The sequence below is a fragment of the Pseudomonas maumuensis genome (assembly GCF_019139675.1).
Lineage (GTDB): Bacteria > Pseudomonadota > Gammaproteobacteria > Pseudomonadales > Pseudomonadaceae > Aquipseudomonas > Aquipseudomonas maumuensis.
The window spans coordinates 5,692,813-5,712,702 of record NZ_CP077077.1; the positions used below are offsets into that span (position 1 = coordinate 5,692,813).

At 63.8% G+C, this 19,890-nt stretch carries 15 protein-coding genes; 5 read left to right on the forward strand and 10 right to left on the reverse strand.

Annotated features, from left to right (window positions below):
- Nucleotides 1-95 precede the first annotated feature (95 nt).
- Nucleotides 96-488, forward strand: a complete 393-nt coding sequence (locus tag KSS90_RS25255) for a DUF3301 domain-containing protein (protein WP_023629680.1) — start codon at nucleotides 96-98, stop codon at nucleotides 486-488.
- Here KSS90_RS25255 and KSS90_RS25260 read toward each other — a convergent pair whose 3' ends face one another.
- Genes KSS90_RS25260 through zigA form a run of 3 tightly spaced genes read right to left on the reverse strand, consistent with a single transcriptional unit; the run spans nucleotide 489 to nucleotide 3,338 of the window.
- Nucleotides 489-1,463: a CobW family GTP-binding protein gene (locus KSS90_RS25260; protein ID WP_217867716.1), complete on the reverse strand. Its 975-nt coding sequence runs from the start codon at nucleotides 1,461-1,463 to the stop codon at nucleotides 489-491.
- A gap of 52 nt (nucleotides 1,464-1,515) precedes the next feature.
- A complete protein-coding gene (locus KSS90_RS25265; protein ID WP_217867717.1) occupies nucleotides 1,516-2,133 on the reverse strand; it encodes a DUF1826 domain-containing protein in 618 nt (205 codons plus the stop codon).
- Nucleotides 2,130-3,338 (reverse strand): zinc metallochaperone GTPase ZigA, encoded by a 1,209-nt coding sequence (gene zigA / locus KSS90_RS25270; RefSeq protein WP_217867718.1) that lies wholly within the window; start codon nucleotides 3,336-3,338, stop codon nucleotides 2,130-2,132. The genes KSS90_RS25265 and zigA overlap by 4 nt, the downstream gene beginning before the upstream one ends.
- 109 nt (nucleotides 3,339-3,447) lie before the next feature.
- On the opposite strand from zigA, the gene KSS90_RS25275 reads away from it, so the two are divergent.
- A complete protein-coding gene (locus tag KSS90_RS25275; RefSeq protein ID WP_217867719.1) occupies nucleotides 3,448-3,825 on the forward strand; it encodes a glutamine synthetase in 378 nt (125 codons plus the stop codon).
- A gap of 25 nt (nucleotides 3,826-3,850) precedes the next feature.
- Nucleotides 3,851-4,732 (forward strand): GTP cyclohydrolase FolE2, encoded by an 882-nt coding sequence (gene folE2 / locus KSS90_RS25280; RefSeq protein ID WP_217867720.1) that lies wholly within the window; start codon nucleotides 3,851-3,853, stop codon nucleotides 4,730-4,732.
- 8 nt (nucleotides 4,733-4,740) lie between these two features.
- Here the strand turns inward: folE2 and KSS90_RS25285 are convergent, their stop codons facing one another.
- Complete coding sequence (locus KSS90_RS25285) at nucleotides 4,741-5,268, reverse strand: DUF3617 domain-containing protein (RefSeq protein WP_217867721.1); 528 nt, start codon at nucleotides 5,266-5,268, stop codon at nucleotides 4,741-4,743.
- A gap of 129 nt (nucleotides 5,269-5,397) precedes the next feature.
- Here KSS90_RS25285 and cls point away from each other — a divergent pair, with 129 nt between their 5' ends.
- Complete coding sequence (gene cls / locus KSS90_RS25290; RefSeq protein ID WP_217867722.1) at nucleotides 5,398-6,837, forward strand: cardiolipin synthase; 1,440 nt, start codon at nucleotides 5,398-5,400, stop codon at nucleotides 6,835-6,837.
- 39 nt (nucleotides 6,838-6,876) lie between these two features.
- Here the strand turns inward: cls and cfaB are convergent, their stop codons facing one another.
- Nucleotides 6,877-8,061, reverse strand: coding sequence for a C17 cyclopropane fatty acid synthase CfaB (cfaB, locus tag KSS90_RS25295; RefSeq protein WP_217867723.1), 1,185 nt, complete (start codon nucleotides 8,059-8,061; stop codon nucleotides 6,877-6,879).
- Between the two features lie 215 nt (nucleotides 8,062-8,276).
- Here cfaB and lpdA point away from each other — a divergent pair, with 215 nt between their 5' ends.
- A complete protein-coding gene (gene lpdA, locus KSS90_RS25300) occupies nucleotides 8,277-9,677 on the forward strand; it encodes a dihydrolipoyl dehydrogenase (protein WP_217867724.1) in 1,401 nt (466 codons plus the stop codon).
- Nucleotides 9,678-9,712: 35 nt separating this feature from the next.
- On the opposite strand, the gene hcnC is transcribed toward lpdA, so the two are convergent.
- The 5 genes from hcnC to eprS all read right to left on the reverse strand — a co-directional run bounded on the left by hcnC (nucleotide 9,713) and on the right by eprS (nucleotide 19,032).
- On the reverse strand, nucleotides 9,713-10,963 hold the full coding sequence (gene hcnC / locus KSS90_RS25305; protein WP_217867725.1) for a cyanide-forming glycine dehydrogenase subunit HcnC: 1,251 nt from the start codon (nucleotides 10,961-10,963) through the stop codon (nucleotides 9,713-9,715).
- Between the two features lie 2 nt (nucleotides 10,964-10,965).
- Nucleotides 10,966-12,360, reverse strand: a complete 1,395-nt coding sequence (gene hcnB, locus KSS90_RS25310; protein WP_217867726.1) for a cyanide-forming glycine dehydrogenase subunit HcnB — start codon at nucleotides 12,358-12,360, stop codon at nucleotides 10,966-10,968.
- Nucleotides 12,357-12,671, reverse strand: coding sequence for a cyanide-forming glycine dehydrogenase subunit HcnA (gene hcnA, locus KSS90_RS25315; protein ID WP_217867727.1), 315 nt, complete (start codon nucleotides 12,669-12,671; stop codon nucleotides 12,357-12,359). Before hcnA ends, hcnB begins: the two co-directional genes overlap by 4 nt.
- Before the next feature lie 212 nt (nucleotides 12,672-12,883).
- Nucleotides 12,884-15,865, reverse strand: coding sequence for an autotransporter serine protease (locus KSS90_RS25320; protein WP_225933208.1), 2,982 nt, complete (start codon nucleotides 15,863-15,865; stop codon nucleotides 12,884-12,886).
- 167 nt (nucleotides 15,866-16,032) lie between these two features.
- Nucleotides 16,033-19,032, reverse strand: coding sequence for an autotransporter serine peptidase EprS (gene eprS, locus KSS90_RS25325; protein WP_217867729.1), 3,000 nt, complete (start codon nucleotides 19,030-19,032; stop codon nucleotides 16,033-16,035).
- Nucleotides 19,033-19,890: the final 858 nt, after the last annotated feature.

The window sequence follows — 19,890 nt, forward strand, 5'->3', positions numbered from 1 at the left end:
AGAAATGTGCGGCCCGCAGTATGAACCCGATTGCCATCTGTACGACAGGCCAGAGACGCAGTTAAGCTGGATCGACCTGTCTGGAGCTTACGCAAATGCTGACCCTGGAAAACCTTTTCGTCCTGATGCTGGTGGCGACCGCAGGCGCCTGGCTGTGGCACAACCACGGGCTTCGCGAGAAGGCCCTGGCTCGGGTCAAGCAGCATTGCGCCAAGCTCGACCTGGAGCTGCTCGATGACGCCGTGGCGCTCAAGCGTATCGCCTTCGTGCGCGACGCCAATGGCCGAAAGCGCCTCGCGCGCATCTACAACTTCGAGTTCACCGTCACCGGCGAACAACGCCACCCCGGCACCGTCACCCAGTTCGGCGCCCACACCATGCAGATCGAACTTGCACCTTACCCGTTCGAGATCAAGACCCCTCCGCGCACTGACAACGTCATCGAAATGCAGCAGTGGCGACAGGAGCATAACCGCTGGCGTAATTGATCAGCCCGGCAGGTAACAGCTGGCGATGGCTGCCTGGAGCCCCTGCACCGGTTGTGGCTGATCGAAGATCAGCTCGATGCGCGAGTCCCTGCGCCATTCGCTGGGGCGCCATTCCAGCGGCCCTCCTTCCAGTCCATTGAATGACCGCCACCCGTCCATGCTGTGGATAACTCCCTTCGCCCGACGCCACGGCCACTGCTTGAGCACACCACACAGCACCCTCTCGTCAAAACTCAAATCCGGATGCCAGCGCCAGCCTAGGCTCCAGCCCTCCTCCGCCAGCCGGGACTGACAGATCGGCTGCCGCGGCTCCACCCACAAGGTGGGCCGTGGGACGGGGCCGTTATCCACAGGCAGGCTGGAAAAGTCGAGCGAGCCCGCTGGCACTGCGGGCGATGCAGGCAATTCAGCGAGCGCTAGCGCGCCATGATCCGTCCACAACGTCGGGACCTCAGGCAATGATGCAGTTATCAACAGGCGGGTGGCAGCGTCCACGGCACTAGCCTTGTTGAACAGCAACATCCCCGCCTTCGCCAATGCCATGCTCTGCGCCTCGGGCAAGCCAACCCCCCGGGAAAGGGCCACGGCATCCAGCACCATCAACAGTGGCTGGACCGACAGGACACCGGTCCAAGGCGCCCGCCCCAGTTGCTCCAGCAATTCGAGTGGGTGACCGAGGCCGGACGGTTCGATGAAAAGGCGATCCGGGCGCGCCTTGCGCAGCAGGCGGCCGAGCCCCACCTGGAACGGGGCGCCATTGACGCAGCACAGGCAGCCTCCCGCCACCTCTGCGATGGCGATGCCCGCCTCGTCACGGCTGAGCAAGGCGGCATCCAGGCCGATCTGGCCAAATTCGTTGACCAGCACGGCCCAACGTTCACCAGCCGGTCGTTGCTCCAGCAAGTGACGGATCAGGCTGGTCTTGCCGGCGCCTAGCGGGCCGGCGATCACATGGGTGGGGATGTTCTGCAACATGGCTCGGTATCGCAAGGGCTTGGTGGCAGTCTATACCGGGGCGCCCGGCAATTCATGCCAACCAGTCCAGGCTCAACAGCAAGCGACGTTCCCCGGCGGGTGTCTGCGGGGACCGGTGGACCAAGCCCGAGCCCTCGTTACCCAGCCACTTCTCACCCTTGAGCAGGGCTACCTCTCCCGCCACCAATCGCCGGACGTTATCCACAGGCGGCGGCGCCAGCTGCAACCGGGCACGGTCGATGGCACCCTCTGGCAGCCATTCGCTACCTGCGCCAGCGTAGGTACTGAGCAGGCGCAATGGCACATGGTCCACATGCATGCGCGGGCACATCGCCCCCTCGAGCACCCGCAGCCGCACCCCCAGGCGCCGAGCGCCCAGCAGGCAGGTATAGGCCGCCACCAGCCAGGCCACGTCGGCGACGAAGCCATCGTAGCCATGCAGATCGGCGGTTTCTCTGAGCAGCCCGGGCAACGCTGGCGGCTGGCGTTCATCCACCTCGATCACGCGCTCATCGGCCAATGGCTGGCCCAGGCTCAGTACCAGGTTGGCGAAGTCCTCGACCTGGGCCGGCAGGCGGCGCTGCCAGACCGCGAGGTTGACCCCATCCTGGAGAATCTCCGTCATCACCTGGGGTGATTCACCGAAGACCTGGCGGATATCCACAGTCATGCCGCAGCGTCCTCATGCCACTCACCAAACGGGTCCGGCAGGCGCAGCCAGCCCATCGGCCCCAACTCCATTTCCTCATCATTGAGCAGGCAGGCTTCCAGCTCTGTGGATAACCGAACAAAGTCGATGTTCTGCCCGATGAACACCAGTTCCTGCCGGCAGTCGCCCGCTTCCGCGGACCACTGCTTGAGGATCGCCGCAGTGTTCTCTTCATCCTGCGGCCATTGCTCGCGCGGCACGAAACGCCACCAACGACCAGCCAGGCCATGGCGCATCATGCCGCCGGCCTGCGACCAGCTACCGGCCTCCTGGAACTTGCTGGCCAGCCAGAAGAACCCTTTGGAGCGCAGCAAGCGGCCGTTACTCCAGGGCTTGTGGATAAAGTCGAAGAAACGCTGCGGATGGAATGGCCGGCGCGCCTGCCAGGTGGTCGCGGCAATACCGTACTCCTCGGTTTCCGGCACATGTTCACCCCGCAGCTCCTGCAGCCAGCCCGGCGCCTGCGCGGCCTGGTCGAAATCGAACAGGCCGGTATCGAGGATGCGCGCCAAAGGCACCTGGCCCATCACCATCGGCACGATCTGCGCCCGCGCATTGAGGCTGCGCAGGATGGCGGTCAATTCTTCGCGCTCATGCTGGCTTATCAGGTCGATCTTGCTCAGCAGCAACACGTCGGCGAATTCGACCTGCTCGATCAGCAAGTCACTGATCGAACGTTCGTCACCTTCGCCCAAGGTCTCGCCCCGACTGGCCAGGCTTTCGGCTGCCTGATAATCGCGAAGGAAGTTCAGCCCATCGACAACAGTGACCATGGTGTCGAGGCGCGCCATGTCGGAGAGACTGCGGCCCTGCTCATCACGAAAGGTGAACGTCTCGGCCACTGGCAGCGGCTCGGATATACCCGTGGACTCGATCAACAGGTAATCGAAACGACCCTCGCCCGCCAACCGGGCCACTTCCTCCAGCAGGTCTTCACGCAGTGTGCAGCAGATGCAGCCGTTGCTCATCTCAACCAGCTTTTCCTCAGCGCGGTTGAGGCTGACATTGCGTTGCACCTCACTGGCATCGATGTTGATTTCACTCATGTCGTTGACGATCACGGCCACGCGCAGGTTGTCGCGGTTGCGCAAGACATGGTTGAGCAGCGTGCTCTTGCCGGCCCCCAGGAAGCCGGACAGCACGGTGACAGGAAGACGGTTGGGCATGACGAACCTCATCGGGCAGGCGCATTCGAAACGATGCATTGCATGATGTTATATTATAACAATACAATTTCTCCAAGCCGTATCGCCGAACGGTTGTCTGGAGAACGTCATGAAACTACCTGGCGTCATCGCCCTGCTGCTGCTCGTCCACCCAGAGCAGCTCTTTGCCATGCCCACTACCGATCTTGCGCTATGCACCCGCAGCGCCACCCTGCTGGCCTGCCAGGACAGCAAGGGCAACTACTACAGCGTGCGAACCGAGGGCAGCACCTTTTACCTGCGCGGGTATGAAGTTGCGAGCAAGCGGCTGTGGGCGCAAACCAACAGCCGTCACGGCGCGTTGACGTTTTTCACCGGCCTGGCCAGCGACGGCGAGGCTTGGGTCGGCTACAGCCGGCGTATCGGATGGACCACGCTGAATCGCGTTTCCAGCTCCAGCGGCCAACGCTTCAACCTGCATTGCAGTCTCATCGGCGGTTGCCGGTGACTATCAACCGTTCAGGATTTCTTCCATGACCAGCCTCTCCCTTCCCGATGTCGCCGCCCAGAGTAACCAACAGGCACTGCCGCTGGACTGGGTGGGCATGAGTGGTATCGCCGTGGCGCTGCAGCTCGACGGGCGCATCGTCACCGCTTTCGCCGATGCGGGTGTGAGCCTCGACGATGGAGCCTCACGCGGCATCCACATGTCCCGGCTGTACCTGGCATTGGAGGCGCTGGAGCAACAGCCCCTGTCACCCCCGCTACTACGCCAGATACTGCGGGCATTTCTGCTTAGCCACACCGGCCTGTCCAACAATGCTTATCTGCGGCTGACGTTCGATCATCTGCTCAAGCGGTCGGCATTGATCAGCCCGTTGGCTGGCTGGAAGCGCTACCCGGTGACCGTGGATGCCAAGCTGGAATATGAAATGTTCCACGTGGAACTATCAGTGAATGTGCCCTACTCGTCGACGTGCCCATGCTCGGCAGCACTCGCAAGGCAGCTGATCCAGGAGCAGTTCGACAGGGACTTCGCCCACCGGCCACTGGATCGGCGCGACATTCGCCGATGGCTGGGCAGCAGCGCAGGTATCGTCGCGACGCCCCATAGCCAACGGAGCATGGCCAGGCTTCAGGTACGCCTTGCAGGGGAAACGCTGAACCTGACAGGGCTGATCGACACCGCGGAGGCTGCGCTGGGTACCGCAGTGCAGACCGCCGTGAAGCGCGCCGACGAGCAGGCATTTGCCCTGGCCAATGGTCAGAACCTGATGTTCTGTGAAGATGCTGCCCGGCGCCTGCACGTGGCATTGGGACAGATTGAGGAAGTGGCGGGGTTCAGCGTGCGCGTGGAACATGCAGAGAGCCTGCATGCCCACGACGCGGTCGCGGTTACTCAACATCGGTGGTGAGCGCTACTTCAACTGCGTGGCTTCACTGTTCCACAGTCGTTGCCCAACCAGACCGCCCGGGTATCCATGCTGCCTTGCTGCTGGACACCGGAGGCATTGAACGTACCGTTGACCTTGGTCAGGAACTCACGGTCGCTGAGGAAGGTGGCCTGGCCGTTACCCTGGGCCTTGGGGCAACTGAACTGGAACTTCCAGACATTGCCATTACGCTCGGTGATCTTCTGCGTGCAGCCTGATTGCGGATCTTGCAGTGGGATGTCGTTGGTCTTGACTTGCTCCTGTGTCAGGCACGAGCGCACACCCTTGCCGCCCACGGTGATCCCCTGCTTGGCCAGGGCACCTTCCATCATCGCCCGTTGCTCAGGCGGCAGGTTTTTCAACTGGCCGAGCATGAACTCCATGTCTGGCAACGGCTTGCCATCGACCTGCATATTGCTGGTGGTCAGTTCCCACAAGCCGGGTTGCAACATCTGCGCGTGAACCAGCGGGCTGCCCAACCCCAGTAGCAGGGCGAGCAGTGGCAGACGAATCTTCATGGATGAAAGCTCCTCGAAATACCGGCTCTGGCCGGACTGAGCCTTTAGACGTCGAAATCGCCTGCGGGTTGCAGACGCCCCCTCTAACGTGGTCTGTTAGCAACAGTACACTCGGCAAGCAGGATGCGTATGGATTACCACAGCCCCTACTTTTTCGGTTACGTGCTCGGTCTGATTCACCTGCTCGGCCTGGCTGCCGCACTGCATGCGGTGTTCACCGTGCGCACCGCCCAAGGTGCAATCGCCTGGGCCATGTCTCTGCTGTTCATCCCCTACCTCACCCTCATCCCCTACCTGATTTTCGGCGCCCGCTCCTTCTATGCGTACATCCAGGCGCGGCGTCAGGCCAACCAGGAAATGCATGTGGCCATGGCCAACCTGAACTGGCGCCCATGGGTGGAGGAAGCGCTGACCGCACGCGAGTCGGACAGCTATGCCGCCCTGCGCGCCATGCCCAAGCTGGGGCGGATGCCATGCCTGGCGAACAACGAAGTGAAACTGCTGATCGATGGCGCTGCCACATTCGAGGCGATTTTCTCGGCCATCCGCCTGGCGCGGGACACCGTGCTGGTGCAGTTCTTCATCATCCACGACGATGCCCTGGGCAAGGAACTGCAGCAGCTATTGCTACGCAAGGCCGCCGAAGGTGTACGGGTGTTCGTGCTCTACGACCGCGTCGGCAGCCACGCGCTGCCGGCCAGCTACAGCCAGGTACTGCGTGACGGTGGGGTGCAGATCGAAGCCTTCGCCACACGGCGCGGCTGGTTCAACCGTTTCCAGGTCAACTTTCGCAATCATCGCAAGATCGTGGTGGTCGATGGTTTGCAGGGTTTTCTCGGTGGGCACAACGTGGGTGACGAATACCTCGGGGCACACCCCAAGCTCTCGCCCTGGCGCGATACCCACGTGCAAATCAGCGGTCCGGTGCTGGCCTGCCTGCAGGAGTCGTTCGCCGAGGACTGGTACTGGGCCACGCGCCAGCTCCCGCCGCTGATCCTGCCTGATGCCTACCCCGAGGATGGCGTGCTGTGCCAAGCATTGGCCAGCGGCCCGGCCGACCCCCAGGAAACCTGCGCGCTGTTCTTCCTTGAGGCGATTCACTCGGCGAGCAGCCGGGTATGGATCACCAGCCCCTACTTCATTCCCGACGAAGCCATCTTCGCCGCCCTGCGCCTGGCGGTACTGAGGGGCGTCGATGTGCGCATCCTGATTCCCTCACGCCCCGACCACCGCATTGTCTACGCCGCCTCCAGCCTGTTCGCCTTCGAAGCGGTTCGCGCCGGAGTGCGCATGTTCCGCTATCAGCCAGGGTTCCTGCATCAGAAAGTCGTGCTGGTAGACGACGAGGTCAGCGCCATCGGTAGCGCCAACCTCGACAATCGTTCGTTCCGGCTGAATTTCGAGATCACCTTGCTCACGGTGGATCGTGCCTTTGCCGATCAGGTCGAGCTCATGCTGGTGAATGATTTCGAGCAGGCCAGGGAGATTACCGCTGAAGACAGCCGCGACACCCATCGTCTGCAACAGCTGGGAATGCGCATCGCACGCCTGATTTCACCGATCCTCTAGCGCACAGCGGCGTGCCGGACGAGCACGCCGCTGTACAGGTCAGCGATACAGATCCTCACGGGTCCACGGCAGGTCGTGGTGACCGTCGACGTAAGGCTTCACGGCAAGAATCTGATGGAGGTTGATCCAGCCCTTGCTGAAGGCATAGGCACAACCGGCCAGGTACAGGCGCCAGATACGCAAGGTCTTCTCCGGCACCAGCGCGGCGGCGCGATGCAGCTGGTTCTCGAGGTTCTCGCTCCAGTGGTTGAGGGTCTTGGCGTAGTGCAGGCGCAGGCTCTCGATGTCGACCACCTCCAGCCCCGCTTCGCAAATCCGCGCAGTGATCATCGAGATATGCGGCAGCTCGCCATGGGGGAACACATAACGATCGATGAAGTCGCCCGCGCCGCGGCCGACGGGGCGGCCATCGACATGCTTGGCAGTGATGCCATGGTTCATCACCAGGCCGCCTTCGCGCACCGCACCGAACAACCGTTGGCAGTACAGCTCGAGGTTGGCGTGGCCAACATGCTCGAACATGCCGACGCTGACCACCTTGTCGAAGCGACCATCCTGGGGCAGGTCACGGTAGTCGAGGATCTGCAGGTCGACCTTGTCAGCCAGGCCCTCCTCCTTGACCCGCTGGCGGCCCAGCTTCAGCTGCTCCTTGCTCAGTGTGATGCCAAACACCTTGGCGCCATACTCACGGGCGGCGAAGCGCGCCAGCCCGCCCCAGCCACAACCGACATCCAGCAGGTAATCCCCAGCCTGCAGGCGCAGCTTGCGGCACAGGTGGTCGAACTTGTCCTGCTGGGCCTGGGCCAGGGTGTTGTCCGGCTCCTTGAAGTAGGCACAGGAATAGACCATGTCCGGGTCGAGCCACAGTTGGTAGAACTCGTTGGACAGATCGTAGTGATAGGAAATGGCTTCGGCATCGGTGGACTTATCATGGGCCGTGCGTGCCGGCACAGCCTCATCTTCATCCTTGAGCAAGGCATCGCTGAGTTCGTCGCAAACCCGGATGACTTCGCCGATATCACCTTCCAGCTCCAGCTTGCCCTCGACGAAGGCTGATCCCAGCTCGTTGAGGTTGGGATGGGTGAGCTGGGTAATGAGCTGGGGCTCCTTGACCAGGATGGTGACCTGCGGGCTCGGCCCCAGATCGAACTGGTTTCCGTCCCACAGCTTGACGCGCAAAGGTAAGTGCAAGCTCTGCAACGCAGGTGGAAGTTGCGCAAGCATTCATGACCCTCCCTTTCGTTGATACGGGACGCCACGCCTTAATGTGTCGGACGTCACCGCATCAGGGTAGTTCATTCGTACGAAGTTTCCGGTAATCACGACCATAGTCTAGAACTATCTGGCTCGGCCCATTCAGCGGATTGTATACAATCCTGCTCGCTCAGATTAACCTTGTGCCCTCTTCGCTTCCTCACACTCTCGGAGTAACGAAACCCATGAAATCCTATGACGTGGTGATCATCGGCGGCGGCCCCGGCGGCTACAACGCAGCGATCCGCGCGGGCCAGCTGGGCTTGAGCGTGGCCTGTGTCGAGGGTCGCTCGACCTTGGGCGGCACCTGCCTGAACGTCGGCTGCATGCCCTCCAAGGCATTGCTGCACGCTTCCGAGCTGTATGAGGCGGCCAGTGGCGATGAGTTCGCCCACCTGGGGATCGAGGTCAAGCCGACCCTCAACCTGGGCCAGATGATGAAGCAGAAAGATGAAAGCGTGACTGGCCTGACCAAGGGCATCGAATACCTGTTCCGCAAGAACAAGGTCGACTGGATCAAAGGCTGGGGCCGCCTGGACGGGGTCGGCAAGGTGATCGTCAAGGCCGAGGACGGCAGCGAAACCACCCTGCAGGCCAAGGACATCGTCATCGCCACCGGCTCGGAGCCCACGCCGCTGCCTGGCGTGACCATCGACAACCAGCGCATCATCGACTCCACCGGTGCCCTGTCGCTGCCCCAGGTGCCCAAGCACCTGATCGTCATCGGCGCCGGGGTGATCGGCCTGGAGCTGGGTTCGGTATGGCGTCGCCTGGGTGCCGAAGTGACGGTGATCGAATACCTGGACCGCATCTGCCCTGGCACCGACGAAGAAACCGCCAAGACCCTGCAGAAAGCCTTGGCCAAGCAAGGCATGACCTTCAAGCTCGGCAGCAAGGTGACCCAGGCCACGGCCGCTGCCGACGGCGTCACACTGACCCTGGAACCCGCCGCCGGTGGTACCGCCGAAACCCTGCAGGCCGACTATGTGCTGGTAGCCATCGGCCGCCGTCCTTTTACCCAGGGCCTGAATCTGCAAAGCGCCGGGCTGCAAACCGACAAGCGCGGCATGCTCGTCAACGACCATCACCGCAGCGCGGTGCCTGGCATCTGGGTGATCGGCGATGTCACCTCTGGCCCGATGCTGGCGCACAAGGCCGAGGACGAGGCGGTGTCGTGCATCGAGCGCATCGCCGGCAAGGCCCATGAGGTCAACTACAACCTCATCCCAGGCGTTATCTACACCCGCCCGGAACTGGCCAGCGTCGGCAAGACCGAAGAGCAGCTCAAGGCCGAAGGGCGTGCCTACAAGGTCGGCAAGTTCCCCTTCAGCGCCAACAGCCGCGCCAAGATCAACCACGAGACCGAGGGCTTCGCCAAGGTCATCGCCGACGCCGTCACCGACGAGGTGCTGGGCGTCCACCTGGTTGGCCCGAGCGTGAGCGAGATGATCGGCGAGTTCTGCGTGGCGATGGAGTTCTCGGCCTCGGCCGAGGACATCGCCCTCACCTGCCACCCGCACCCGACCCGCTCCGAGGCCCTGCGCCAGGCGGCGATGAATGTGGACGGGATGGCGATGCAGATCTGACTTCTGCGGGGGCCGCTTTGCGGCCCCCGCATCCATCAACCGTGCGCCAACTGTTTATCCACACCTGCGTGGAACCGCGAAGCCAGGAATGGTGTGATATCCAACGGCAGCGCCTCATTGTGGACAACCTTGTCCAGCAGCACCCCAGTAATCGCCGAGGTCAGAATCCCGGTACGGAAATGTCCACAGGCGTTGAAGTACCCTTGGACATTATCCACAGGCCCGAGAATCGGCAGCTCGTCCGGTGACCCAGGCCGCAGGCCAGCCCAGGTGCGCTTGAGGTTCACCTGCGCCAGCTGTGGCACACAGCGGATCGCCCCTTGCACCAAGCCGTTGATCTCCGGGAAGGTATTGCTGACATCGAAGCCCTTCTCCTCGGTGGTACTGCCGATCAGGATCTCGCCGTTGTCCTTCTGCGCCATGTAGCAATCGCTGGTGGTGATGCAGCCATCGAGCAGCTTGGGCAGACGCTCGGTCAGCACGATCTGGCCTTTCACCGGCTTGACCGGAATGCTCTCCCCGGTTGCCCACTCGCTCAGTTCCGCCGCCCAGGCGCCAGCGGCATTGATCAATGTGCCGCAATGGAACTCACCGGCCTCGGCGGTTCGCACACCCTTGATCCGTGAACCTTCATGCAGCACACCGGTGATGTTCACGTTCGGGTACAGGTCGACGCCGTTCTGCCGCGCCGCCTCCATGAACGCATCGCCCAGGCGGAACGGGCTGACCTGGTGATCGCAGAGAAACTCCAGCGCGCCATTGGCCTTGAGCGTCACCGCCGGCTCCGAAGCGCGCAGCGCGTCGCGGTCGAGCCAGCGCACCTGGTCGGCCAGGTGCGGGATCTGCTTGACGATGTGCTCGGCGTACAGCTGGTCTTCTTCATCCTGGATGATGTACTTGAGCCCAGTGCGCTCGAACTTGAAATCCATGCCGTGGCGTTCGATCAGTTCCTGGTGCAGCTGTGGATAAATCGCATTGGACTGCAAGGCGAAGTCGAAGAAGCATTCCGGCAGGATATGCGGCGTGCTCGAATCGACCACCACCGCCGCGCCATTGGCCTCGCGCTTGCTGCGCGAGGACATCATGCGAAAGAAGATCACCCCGCAACCCAGACCCACCGATTCGCCGATGGCCCATAGGCCGCCGGCCGAGGCGCGGGTGGCGTTGCCCGGGCGCTTGCAGTCGATCAGGGCGATCTTCAGGTTGCGGCGCTTGGACAGCTGGTAGGCGCAGGACGCGCCGATAACCCCACCACCGGCGATGATGATGTCGTAGTGCTTGTTCATGTTCAGGCCTCCGTGCCGAGTTGTTCGAATGCGGAAAACGGGATCGGGTCCACCGGGAAGCGCGGGCGCAGCCAGCCCACGTCCTTGCGCCCGGTGGCGCTGCGCAGGCGGTCGCTGCAGTAACCGACGCACATGCGCCCCTGGCAATCGCCCATGCTCACCCGGGTGCGCATCTTCAGGCTGGCCATGTCCTGCACACCCTGCTCGAGGGCCAGGTCGATCTGGTCGCGGGTGACATGCTCGCAGCGGCAGATGACCGTGTCGGCCCGGGGCAGCTCGATCTGCGCCGCGCCGCGCGCGGTGTAGCGTTCCACCCCGGAGCGGAAGCGCTTGATCGCCGCCAGCTTGCCCAGGTAGCGCTCCCGGCGCTCGATCGCCTGCTCGGCGTCGAGCTTGCCCAACTGGTGGAGCATCGAAACCGCGGCGATGCGCCCGGTCAGCATGGCCGCCTCGCCGCCGCGGATCCCGGCCATGTCGCCCGCCAGGTGAATGTTCGGCTGGCTGCTTTGCTGCCACACGTTGCATTCGGCACGCAGGTAGCCGTCCTCGCTGAAGCCATGGGCCAGGCCCAGTTGCTGGCTGAGCTGGGTACGCGGGATGAAGCCATAGCCCACTGCCAGCGTGCGCACCTGCTCGCGCTGGACACGGCTCATGTCCGGCTGCCAGTCCTGGGTATAGGGTGCGACCTCGACTTCCTGCAACTCGCCCTCACCCGTGGCGCCCACCACGCCCCAGCCGTAATGCATGGGGATGCCGTTGAGCTTCATGTAGGCGAGCATGCTCAGGCCATCGAGGAACAGCTGCGGCTTGTTCATCAGCGCCAGGCTTTCCTTGGCGATGCGGTTGAACGAGCAGGCCTCGTACACCCCCGCCACCTTGGCACCGGCGGCGTGCAGCTGGCAGGCGACCAGTGGCAGCAAAGGCCCGGTACCCGCAATCAGGGTACTGCCCAGTGGCTTGACCACACCGCTCTTGATCTGCAGTTGCAAACCACCGAGCAGGATCACGCCCGGCAAGGTCCAGCCAGGGAACGGCACGTTGCGTTCATGGCAACCGGCGGCCAGCAGCAGGTGGGAATAGTCGATCTCGTGCAGGCGCTCGTCGCCATCGAGGACCATCAGCCGCTGGTCGTCACCGCCCACCACGCGATGGTTCAGGCGCAGGTCGATGCGCTCGGCGCAGGCGGCAAAGTCTTCGTGCAGCTTGGTCAGGGCCTTGGTGTAGCGCGGGCCCAGGTAGCCCAAGTCGACGCCGGCGCGCAACGGGCCACGATAGACCACGCCACCGGGGCGCGAGGCCTCGTCGAACAGCAGGCAATCCACGCCATGTTCGGCCAGCTCGATGGCCGCGCCCATGCCGGCCGAGCCGCCACCGACGATCACAGGACGAAGGCTCATGGATGGGCCTCCTCATGCATGCGGTTGACCTCGGTCTCGATGTGCATGCCCGGTTTGACGATGGTCTGGCAGGCGCGACGCTTGGGACGACCGTCGATCTGCACCAGGCAGCAATGGCAGATACCCATACCGCAGTAGGCACCGCTGAGCTGGCCATGATCGTTACGCGCCAGCTGGCGTAGGCCAACGGCGTTGAGCACGCTGAGTACGGTTTCGCCGGCACTGGCGACCGCAGGCAGGCCATTGACCAGGAGGGTCATTTCATCGCCTTCCAATGGCTGGATATCGTGCTTTCGTTGCAGCGTCTGCATTTCCTGTCGTCCTTGATGACTGATGGGTCGGGGGACGTTAGGGCAAACTCGGGGAGAAAACATTGATCCATGCCAGACGCTGGTTGTAGAAACGTCCTACAACGACGAACTGCTACGGATTTCACATTGCGCCGAAAATGCTTATCTGCAGAACTTAAAAGCCCCCGCTAATGCAGGGGCCTTTTTGACTACAAAGCACTGAGACCTTAGCGTTAGAACGCCCAATCCAGGGTCAAGCCGACCCCGTGGCTCTTGTCGCGACTACCCAGCAGTCCGTTGTAGTCCAGGTTGACCCGGGCCTGGCGACCCAGGGCGATCCCCACCCGCGCACCGACCACCGCCGCATCACGATCCAGTGACAGCGCCTGAACCTTGTAGGTATCGCCCTGGCCCGCGAACGCCAAATGCTGGTCGGCCCCGGTGGAATTCAGGTTGTGCTGCCAGCCCAGAGTGGCGGCAAGCTCAACCGCCTGGCCGCTGGACAACTGCAGTTGCTTGCCGGCCCGCATGCCCAAGGTCGAGAGCCAGGCATCGCGGTTATCCTGCCCGCCCTTGAGCGCGGCAGCGCCGCCATGCTCCCTGAAGCTGTCGCTGGCGATATGCACGTAGGCCAGATTGGCGAACGGCTCCAGCGCCACGCTCGGCAGTTCGACCTTCCAGGCCGCCTCGCCGAACACCTGGGTGCTCTGGGCGTCGCGCTTGCTCTTCTGGCGATCGCTGACCTCGTTGTACTGCAGTTCGCGCTTGGTCTCGATACGGTGCCAGCTGTGGCTGGCGCCCACGCTCAGGCGCAGCTGCTCCAGTTCCTTGCCGGCATAGGCACCCAAGTGGTAGCTGTCGACGCTGGCCGAGGAATGACGGCCATCGCCCATGCTCAGCGAACTGTCGCTGTAGCCAGTGAAGATGCCGACACGGGTGTCTTCACTCATCTGCCCGTCGATCCCCAGCAGCATGCCGCCAATCGAACTGCTATAGCGCGCATGTCCGGAATCACCATCGGCCTTGCCCCAGGCGCCCAGGGCCTTGACCCACAGGCCGTTGTCCTGGCCTTCCACAGCCTGCAGCCGGGTACGCTCGCCCACGGCGTCGCGCAACTGGCGGCTGTCGCTGAGCAGCAAGTTACCCACCGCCGGGTGGATTTCGCCGGACAGTTGGTCGAACGCCTGCTGGGCGCTGGCGGCATCGGCCGACAACAGCAGGCTCTCGTAGACCGGGTTGCCCGCGCCGAGCCGATCGGCCGCCGCGGCCACCGAACGCTGGTTGGCGGTCAGGCCGACACTGGCGAACGAGGTGGCATTACGCTGCACCGCCAGCCGCACCCCACTGCCGCTATACGCCAAGCCACCACCGAGGAACAGCGCGTTGGACTGCACTTGGGCAAAACTGCCTTGCACGCCGCCTGCGGCATCCACGATGTCGAACTGCCGCCCGACCAGGCTGGTGGCCTGCTGGGACTGCAGCGAAACGCCAGGGTTCTGCAGGTCCAGGGCCAGGTTGGCACCGCCCACGGCTATCTGGCCATCGCTGACCAGACGATCGCTGCCGGTGCTGTCCACCTCCACCGCATAGGTCGAGCCTGGCTGGAAGGTCACGTCGGAAGCCACGCGCAAGGTGCCGATGGAGTTGCCGGGCGCCACCACACCGCCGCGGTTGACCACCAGCGCGCCGATCCGGCCATTGCCGCCCAGCACGCCGCCGTCGTTGACCGTCACGGTCGATTGCAGCGAACCATTGACCGCCAGCCGCCCCTGGTTGACCAGCGTCGGCCCGGCATAGGTGTTGTTACCGCTGAGCACCAGGGTGCCGATGCCCTGCTTGGTCAGGCCGCCATGCCCGGAGATATCGTTGCTCCACAAATCCAGCACGCAGCTCAGATCGTTGCAGCGCCTTTCGGTAGGCCTGCCAGCATCCACCAGGGCGCCGACACCCGGCAGATCAGCGACGAACTGGCTCGGGCCGTAGCCGCCGGCGATCCGCAACTCCTCGGGAATGTCCTGCTCGGTAACCAACATGCCGGGGCCGCGGATACCCTTGTCCAGGTTGATCATGCCCCAGCCATACAAGGAATCGATGCCCGGCGCGCCCATGTCGGTGGCGGTGGTGCGCAGCACGCTGGCGATCTGCGCACCGCTCATGTACGGGAAGCGCTCCATCAGCACCGCCGCTGCGCCGGCGGCATGGGGCGCGGCCATGGAGGTACCGTTCTTGTTGGCGTAACCCTGGGTCAGGTCCGCCAGGCTGGTACCGCCAATCACCGCGCTGTAGATGCGGGTGCCGGGGGCCGATACGCAGAAGCTTGCGGTATAGCCGCAGCGCGAAGAGAACGTGCTGATCACGTACGGGTTGGCGCTGCTGGTGTCGGGGTTCTGCTGCAACGCCGCCACGGTCATCCAGTTGGGGGCGATCTCCGGTACGAAATAGCCCAGCCCGGCAATCGCATCGGGGTTGTTCAGGTTGTAGTCGTTGCCGGCGGCGAAGATCGTCAGGACCCCGCTGCGGGCAGCGGCGATGGCCCCGTCATAGGCGCCACCGGGCAAGGTGCCCAGCAACGGCTGGATCTGCGCGAACTGTGCCCGGGCATCGTCCACGGTGAAATGCGGGAAGTCCGGATTGCGCCCGCCCTTGGCGAAGCGGTCGGTGATGCCGATGCCCCAGCTGTTGTTGATGATTCGTGCGCCGCTGGCCACCAGGCTGTCCCAGCCGGCCTTGTACACCGCGCCATCGTTGCCCAGGACGATGCCATCCTCGGGGCCGGGGTCGCCGTTGTCGGCGCTGATGATCTGCGCATCGAAGGCCACGCCATGCATCTCCACGCCGTCACGGTTGCCGGCGGCGATCCCGCCGACGTGGGTGCCATGGGAGCCGAGCTTGCCATCCGAACCTACCGAAGGGCTGCCGTCGTAGCGGAAGGCATCGCCGGCTTTCACCGGAATGTAGGGGTCGGTGTATTGGCGGATGCCGCTGGTGACCAGGGTCACGATCTTGTCCTTGCCGGCGAACTCAGGGTGCGCGGCGTACACCGGCTGGTCGAAGATCCCCAGCTTCACCCCCTTGCCGCTGTAGCCGGCGGCATAGGCGCTGTCGGCGTGGATCGCCCCGAGCCCCCAGTCGGCCTTGAATTCGCTGCTGCGCCAGCTGCTGGCGTCGCCGAGGCGGCCACTCTCCACATAGGGTGCGGCCTGGGCCGTGCCCATCAACGCCACCCAGCCCACCAATACCCGCCCCAGCGGCGCCAGGGCCCAGCCCTGCCCAAGTGCGCTGTCATCCTGTCTGACTCGCTTCACTACGACCTTCCTTAGTTGTATGGATTGAATACCGCGTTGGTCGAACTCCGTATTGCAGCAACTGGCGCCACGACACCTCAGAAACGCCATTGCAGGTTGAGCCCCGCGCCATGCTGTTGTTCACGACTGGCCAGGCGCCCCTGGTAGTCCAGGCTCAGGTCCAGGTCGCGGGTCAGGCCCACCCGTGCCTGGAGCCCGACCAGCGCGGCATCGCGCAAGGCCGGCGCCGTCTCCACCCGGAACGGCAGGTCACTGCCGGCAAAGGCCAGGTGCTCGCGGTCCTGGGTTCCGCTCAGCCGGTGCTGCCAGCCCAGGCTTGCCGCCAGTTGCAGGTCCTGCTGCGGGCCCACTTGCCATTGCTGGCGCCCACGCAGGCCCAAGGTGCTCAACCAGGCATCACGTTGCTCGTCGCCCGCCTGCAACGCTGCGGCATCGCCCTTCTCATGGAAGCCATCACGGTCCAGATGCTGGTAGGTCAGGTTGGCGAACGGCTCCAGTTGCACCGCCGGCAACGCCAGGAGATAGGCCGCCTCGGCAAACAGCTGCTGGCTGCGGGCATCGATCCGCGCGCGCTGGCGGCCGGACACCTCGGCATAGGCCAAGTCGCGACGAACTTCGGCGCGGTGCCAGCTGTAGCTGCCGCCCAGGCTCAAGCGCAACTGGTCGACGTCGTGGCGGACATAGGCGCCCAGGTGGTAGCTGTCGACCGTGGCCCGGGAGTGGCTGCCGCCCATGCCCAGGGAGCTGTCGCTGTAGCCGGCGGCCAGGCCGGCGCGGGTCTGCTCGTCGAAGTCCCGGTCCAGGCCCAGCAGCATGCCGCCCAGGGAGCTGGTATAGGACTCGCTGCCCTGCACGCCCTCGATGCGCCCCCAACTGCCCAGGCCTTTGAGCCAGAGCTGGGTCGAGTCTGTCTCGCGCGCCGTCGTGCCAGGCGCATTGGCAGGCAGTGCGGCGCCTTGCACACGCTCGCCCAAGGCATCACGCAACACCGAGCCCTGGCTGAGCAGCATCGAGTCCAACGCCGGGTAGATCTCTCCGGCGAGCTGGCGCAGGCCGTCCCGGGCCTGGTCCGCCGAGGTCGAGAGCAGCAGGCTTTCATACACCGGATTGCCCGGCCCCAGGCGCTCAACGGCGGCGCCGCTGGCGAGCTGGTTGGGCGTGACAGCGATGCTGTCGAACGTCGCCGCGCTGCGCGTCACGTCCAACTGCACACCGTTGGCCGAATAGTCGAGCACGGTCCCAAGGAACAGGTAGCCGGGCTGGACCTGGGCGAAGCGCCCATCGACGCCGCCTGCCGCCTGCAGGATGTCGAACTGGCGCCCCACCAGGCTGGTGACCGGGCCACCGGCGAGCAGGTTCGGCCGGGCCTGGGGCACCAGACTGAGATTGGCGCCAGCGACGCTGGCCTGGCCATCCACCACGAGTCGGTCGCTGGCCGTGGGCGACAGCTCCACCTGATAGGTCGAACCCGGCTGCAAGTCCAGGTTGCCGGCGACATTCAAGGTGCCGATGGAGTTACCCGGGGCCACCACGCCCCCAGCGTTGGCAATCAGGGCACCGACCCGGCCATTGCCGCCCACTGTACCGCCAGCATTGACCGTCACCGCTGATTGCAGGCTGCCGTTGACCGCCAGCAACCCGCCATCGACGCGGGTCGGGCCGCGGTAGCTGCTGTCACCCGTGAGCACCAACCAGCCGGCCCCGGACTTGACCAGGCTGCCTTGGTAAACCCGCTGCGCAGCCGCTGCGTCACGGGCCATGCCCAGGGCATAGTCGCTGCGGTCCTGCTGGCTGGCGCCAGCTGCCAGGCCATGCTCCCAGCCGCGATCCTTGAGGGTCTGCTGCCAGGCCTGACGTTCCGCGACGTCCTCGGCCTGACGCTGCACCAGCGCCTGGTCGGAGATACCGTTGCTCCAGGTATCGCCCTGCCCACGCTCCAGGTTGACGTTGAACTCCCCCAACAACTGCCCTGGGCCGTGCAGGGCCCGGCCCAGGTCCGGAACGCCCCAGCCCACCCGCTCGCTGGGTGCCTGGGTCGGCGAGCCATCGAGCTGGCGCGATGTGGTCAGCAGCACTTGCAAGGCCTGCTGGTTGTTCAGATAGGGATAACGCTCCATGACCACAGCCAAGGCCCCGGTAGCATGGGGCGCGGCCATCGAGGTGCCGTTGTAGGTGGCATAGCCGCCACCGGGCACGGTACTGGTGATTGCCGCCCCGGGGGTCGCCAGGCACCAGTATTTGGCGATGCCGCACTGGTTGTATTTCTGCTGGTTGTTCTTGTCCAGGCCCGACACCGCCAGCCAGTGCCCTTCCAGTTCCGGCTGGAAGTACGGCAGCGCCGAGCGCACGCTGGCATTGGCATAACCGCTGTTGCCGGCGCTGAACACATTGATCACACCCCGACGCGCCACATCGCCAGCGGCATCGAGCCAGGTGGCCTGCTGGAAATGCTGGGCGTAGGCCGCGCGCAGGTCGCCGAGGGTCTGGTAGCTGACATCCTTGGGCTGGCTGCCCCAGCTGTTGTTGATCGCCCGCGCCCCGGCATCCACCAGGGCATCGTAGACCGCCTTGAAATACCGCGGATCGGGATCGGTGCCGAACAGGAACTTGTCATTCTTGTTGGTGTTGCCCACGTATACCTGGGCATTGAAGGCCACGCCGTGCATGCCCACGCCATCACGGGCCGCACCCATGGTGCCGGTGACATGGGTACCGTGGCTGTCGTTGGCGCCATTGAGCACCCCGGACACACTGAACGGAGTACCGTCGAGGTACTGGCCGGTTGCGGTGACCGCGTGGAAACGCCCGGGGCTGGCTTCGGGATGGGCGGGATCGAATCCCGAGTCCAGGGCGCCGATGCTGACCCCGGCACCGGTGAACCCGGCGGCATAGGCCTGGCTCGCCTGCATGCGCTCCAGGCCCCAGTCCTGCAGGTATTCGACCGACCGCCAGCTGGCAGGGTCGCCCAGGCGGCCAGTGTCCTGATAGGCCGCCGCAGCCGACAGCGGCAGGCCGGTGGCAAATGCCAGGCACAGCGTACCCGTCAGCGTCTTGAGCTGATCACATCTCACATCCATGTCGATGACTTCTCTTGTTCTTGTTGTCGGATCGCCCATCCTGGGTCGACCAGTGTGTTGCTGCATCGCTAGGCCGCAAGGCACGGCCACATTAAGCACCAGAAGGATATGACGTTTCACGCATACACGATGCGCCAGTGCTGCATATCCAATATGCGTTTTTACCTGCTCGGACAGGTTGCGGGGAGACGTTGAAAGGAAGGAAGACAGCATAAAGGGAGGGCGCCTGTGCGGCGTCCTCCTGATCTTGAAGATGAAAAACGGTCTCAATACGCCCCGGCTTTCGCGGGCTGTAGCCGTGCTTGAATAAAGCGCAAATCTGTCACAACACCCAAAAAATGGCCTTTCGGCTCCATGCTCTAAAGAATTAAAACTGTCTCAGCCAGGAGCCACGCGGCTTTGAAGCGGATTCGATGATCCTGCTCGCAGCGCATCCTGCAGGCGATAGAATCTTCTGTGAGGGAAACCGGAATACGTACACATCCTCCCCGACAGGCGGTCCCAACCTGAAGCGAGTGACAGTTGGTTGCTGGTCAAAGCGGCCTCCCCCTAAGGTGGCTTGCTACGGCGACCTCGTTAGACACCTACCACGTAATTTCACTGAGCCGAATGCCCCGATGGACGCGGCATGATCCTCTTAGTTTGAGGAGAGCCTCATCACTTCAGGCGAGGAGAAGATCCTCGTGACTGCCAGGCGGATGCTTATCCAACATGGTTTCGAAACCGCTAGCACGGCCGTCAACCCCGGAAATCATTTGCTGCCAGGGATTCTCATATTGTTGTTTGCCTCTCGGTATCGATGCGTTTCCGATACGAAATCGACAAATGCCACGGCAGCGGCTAGCACAAGCTGAGCAT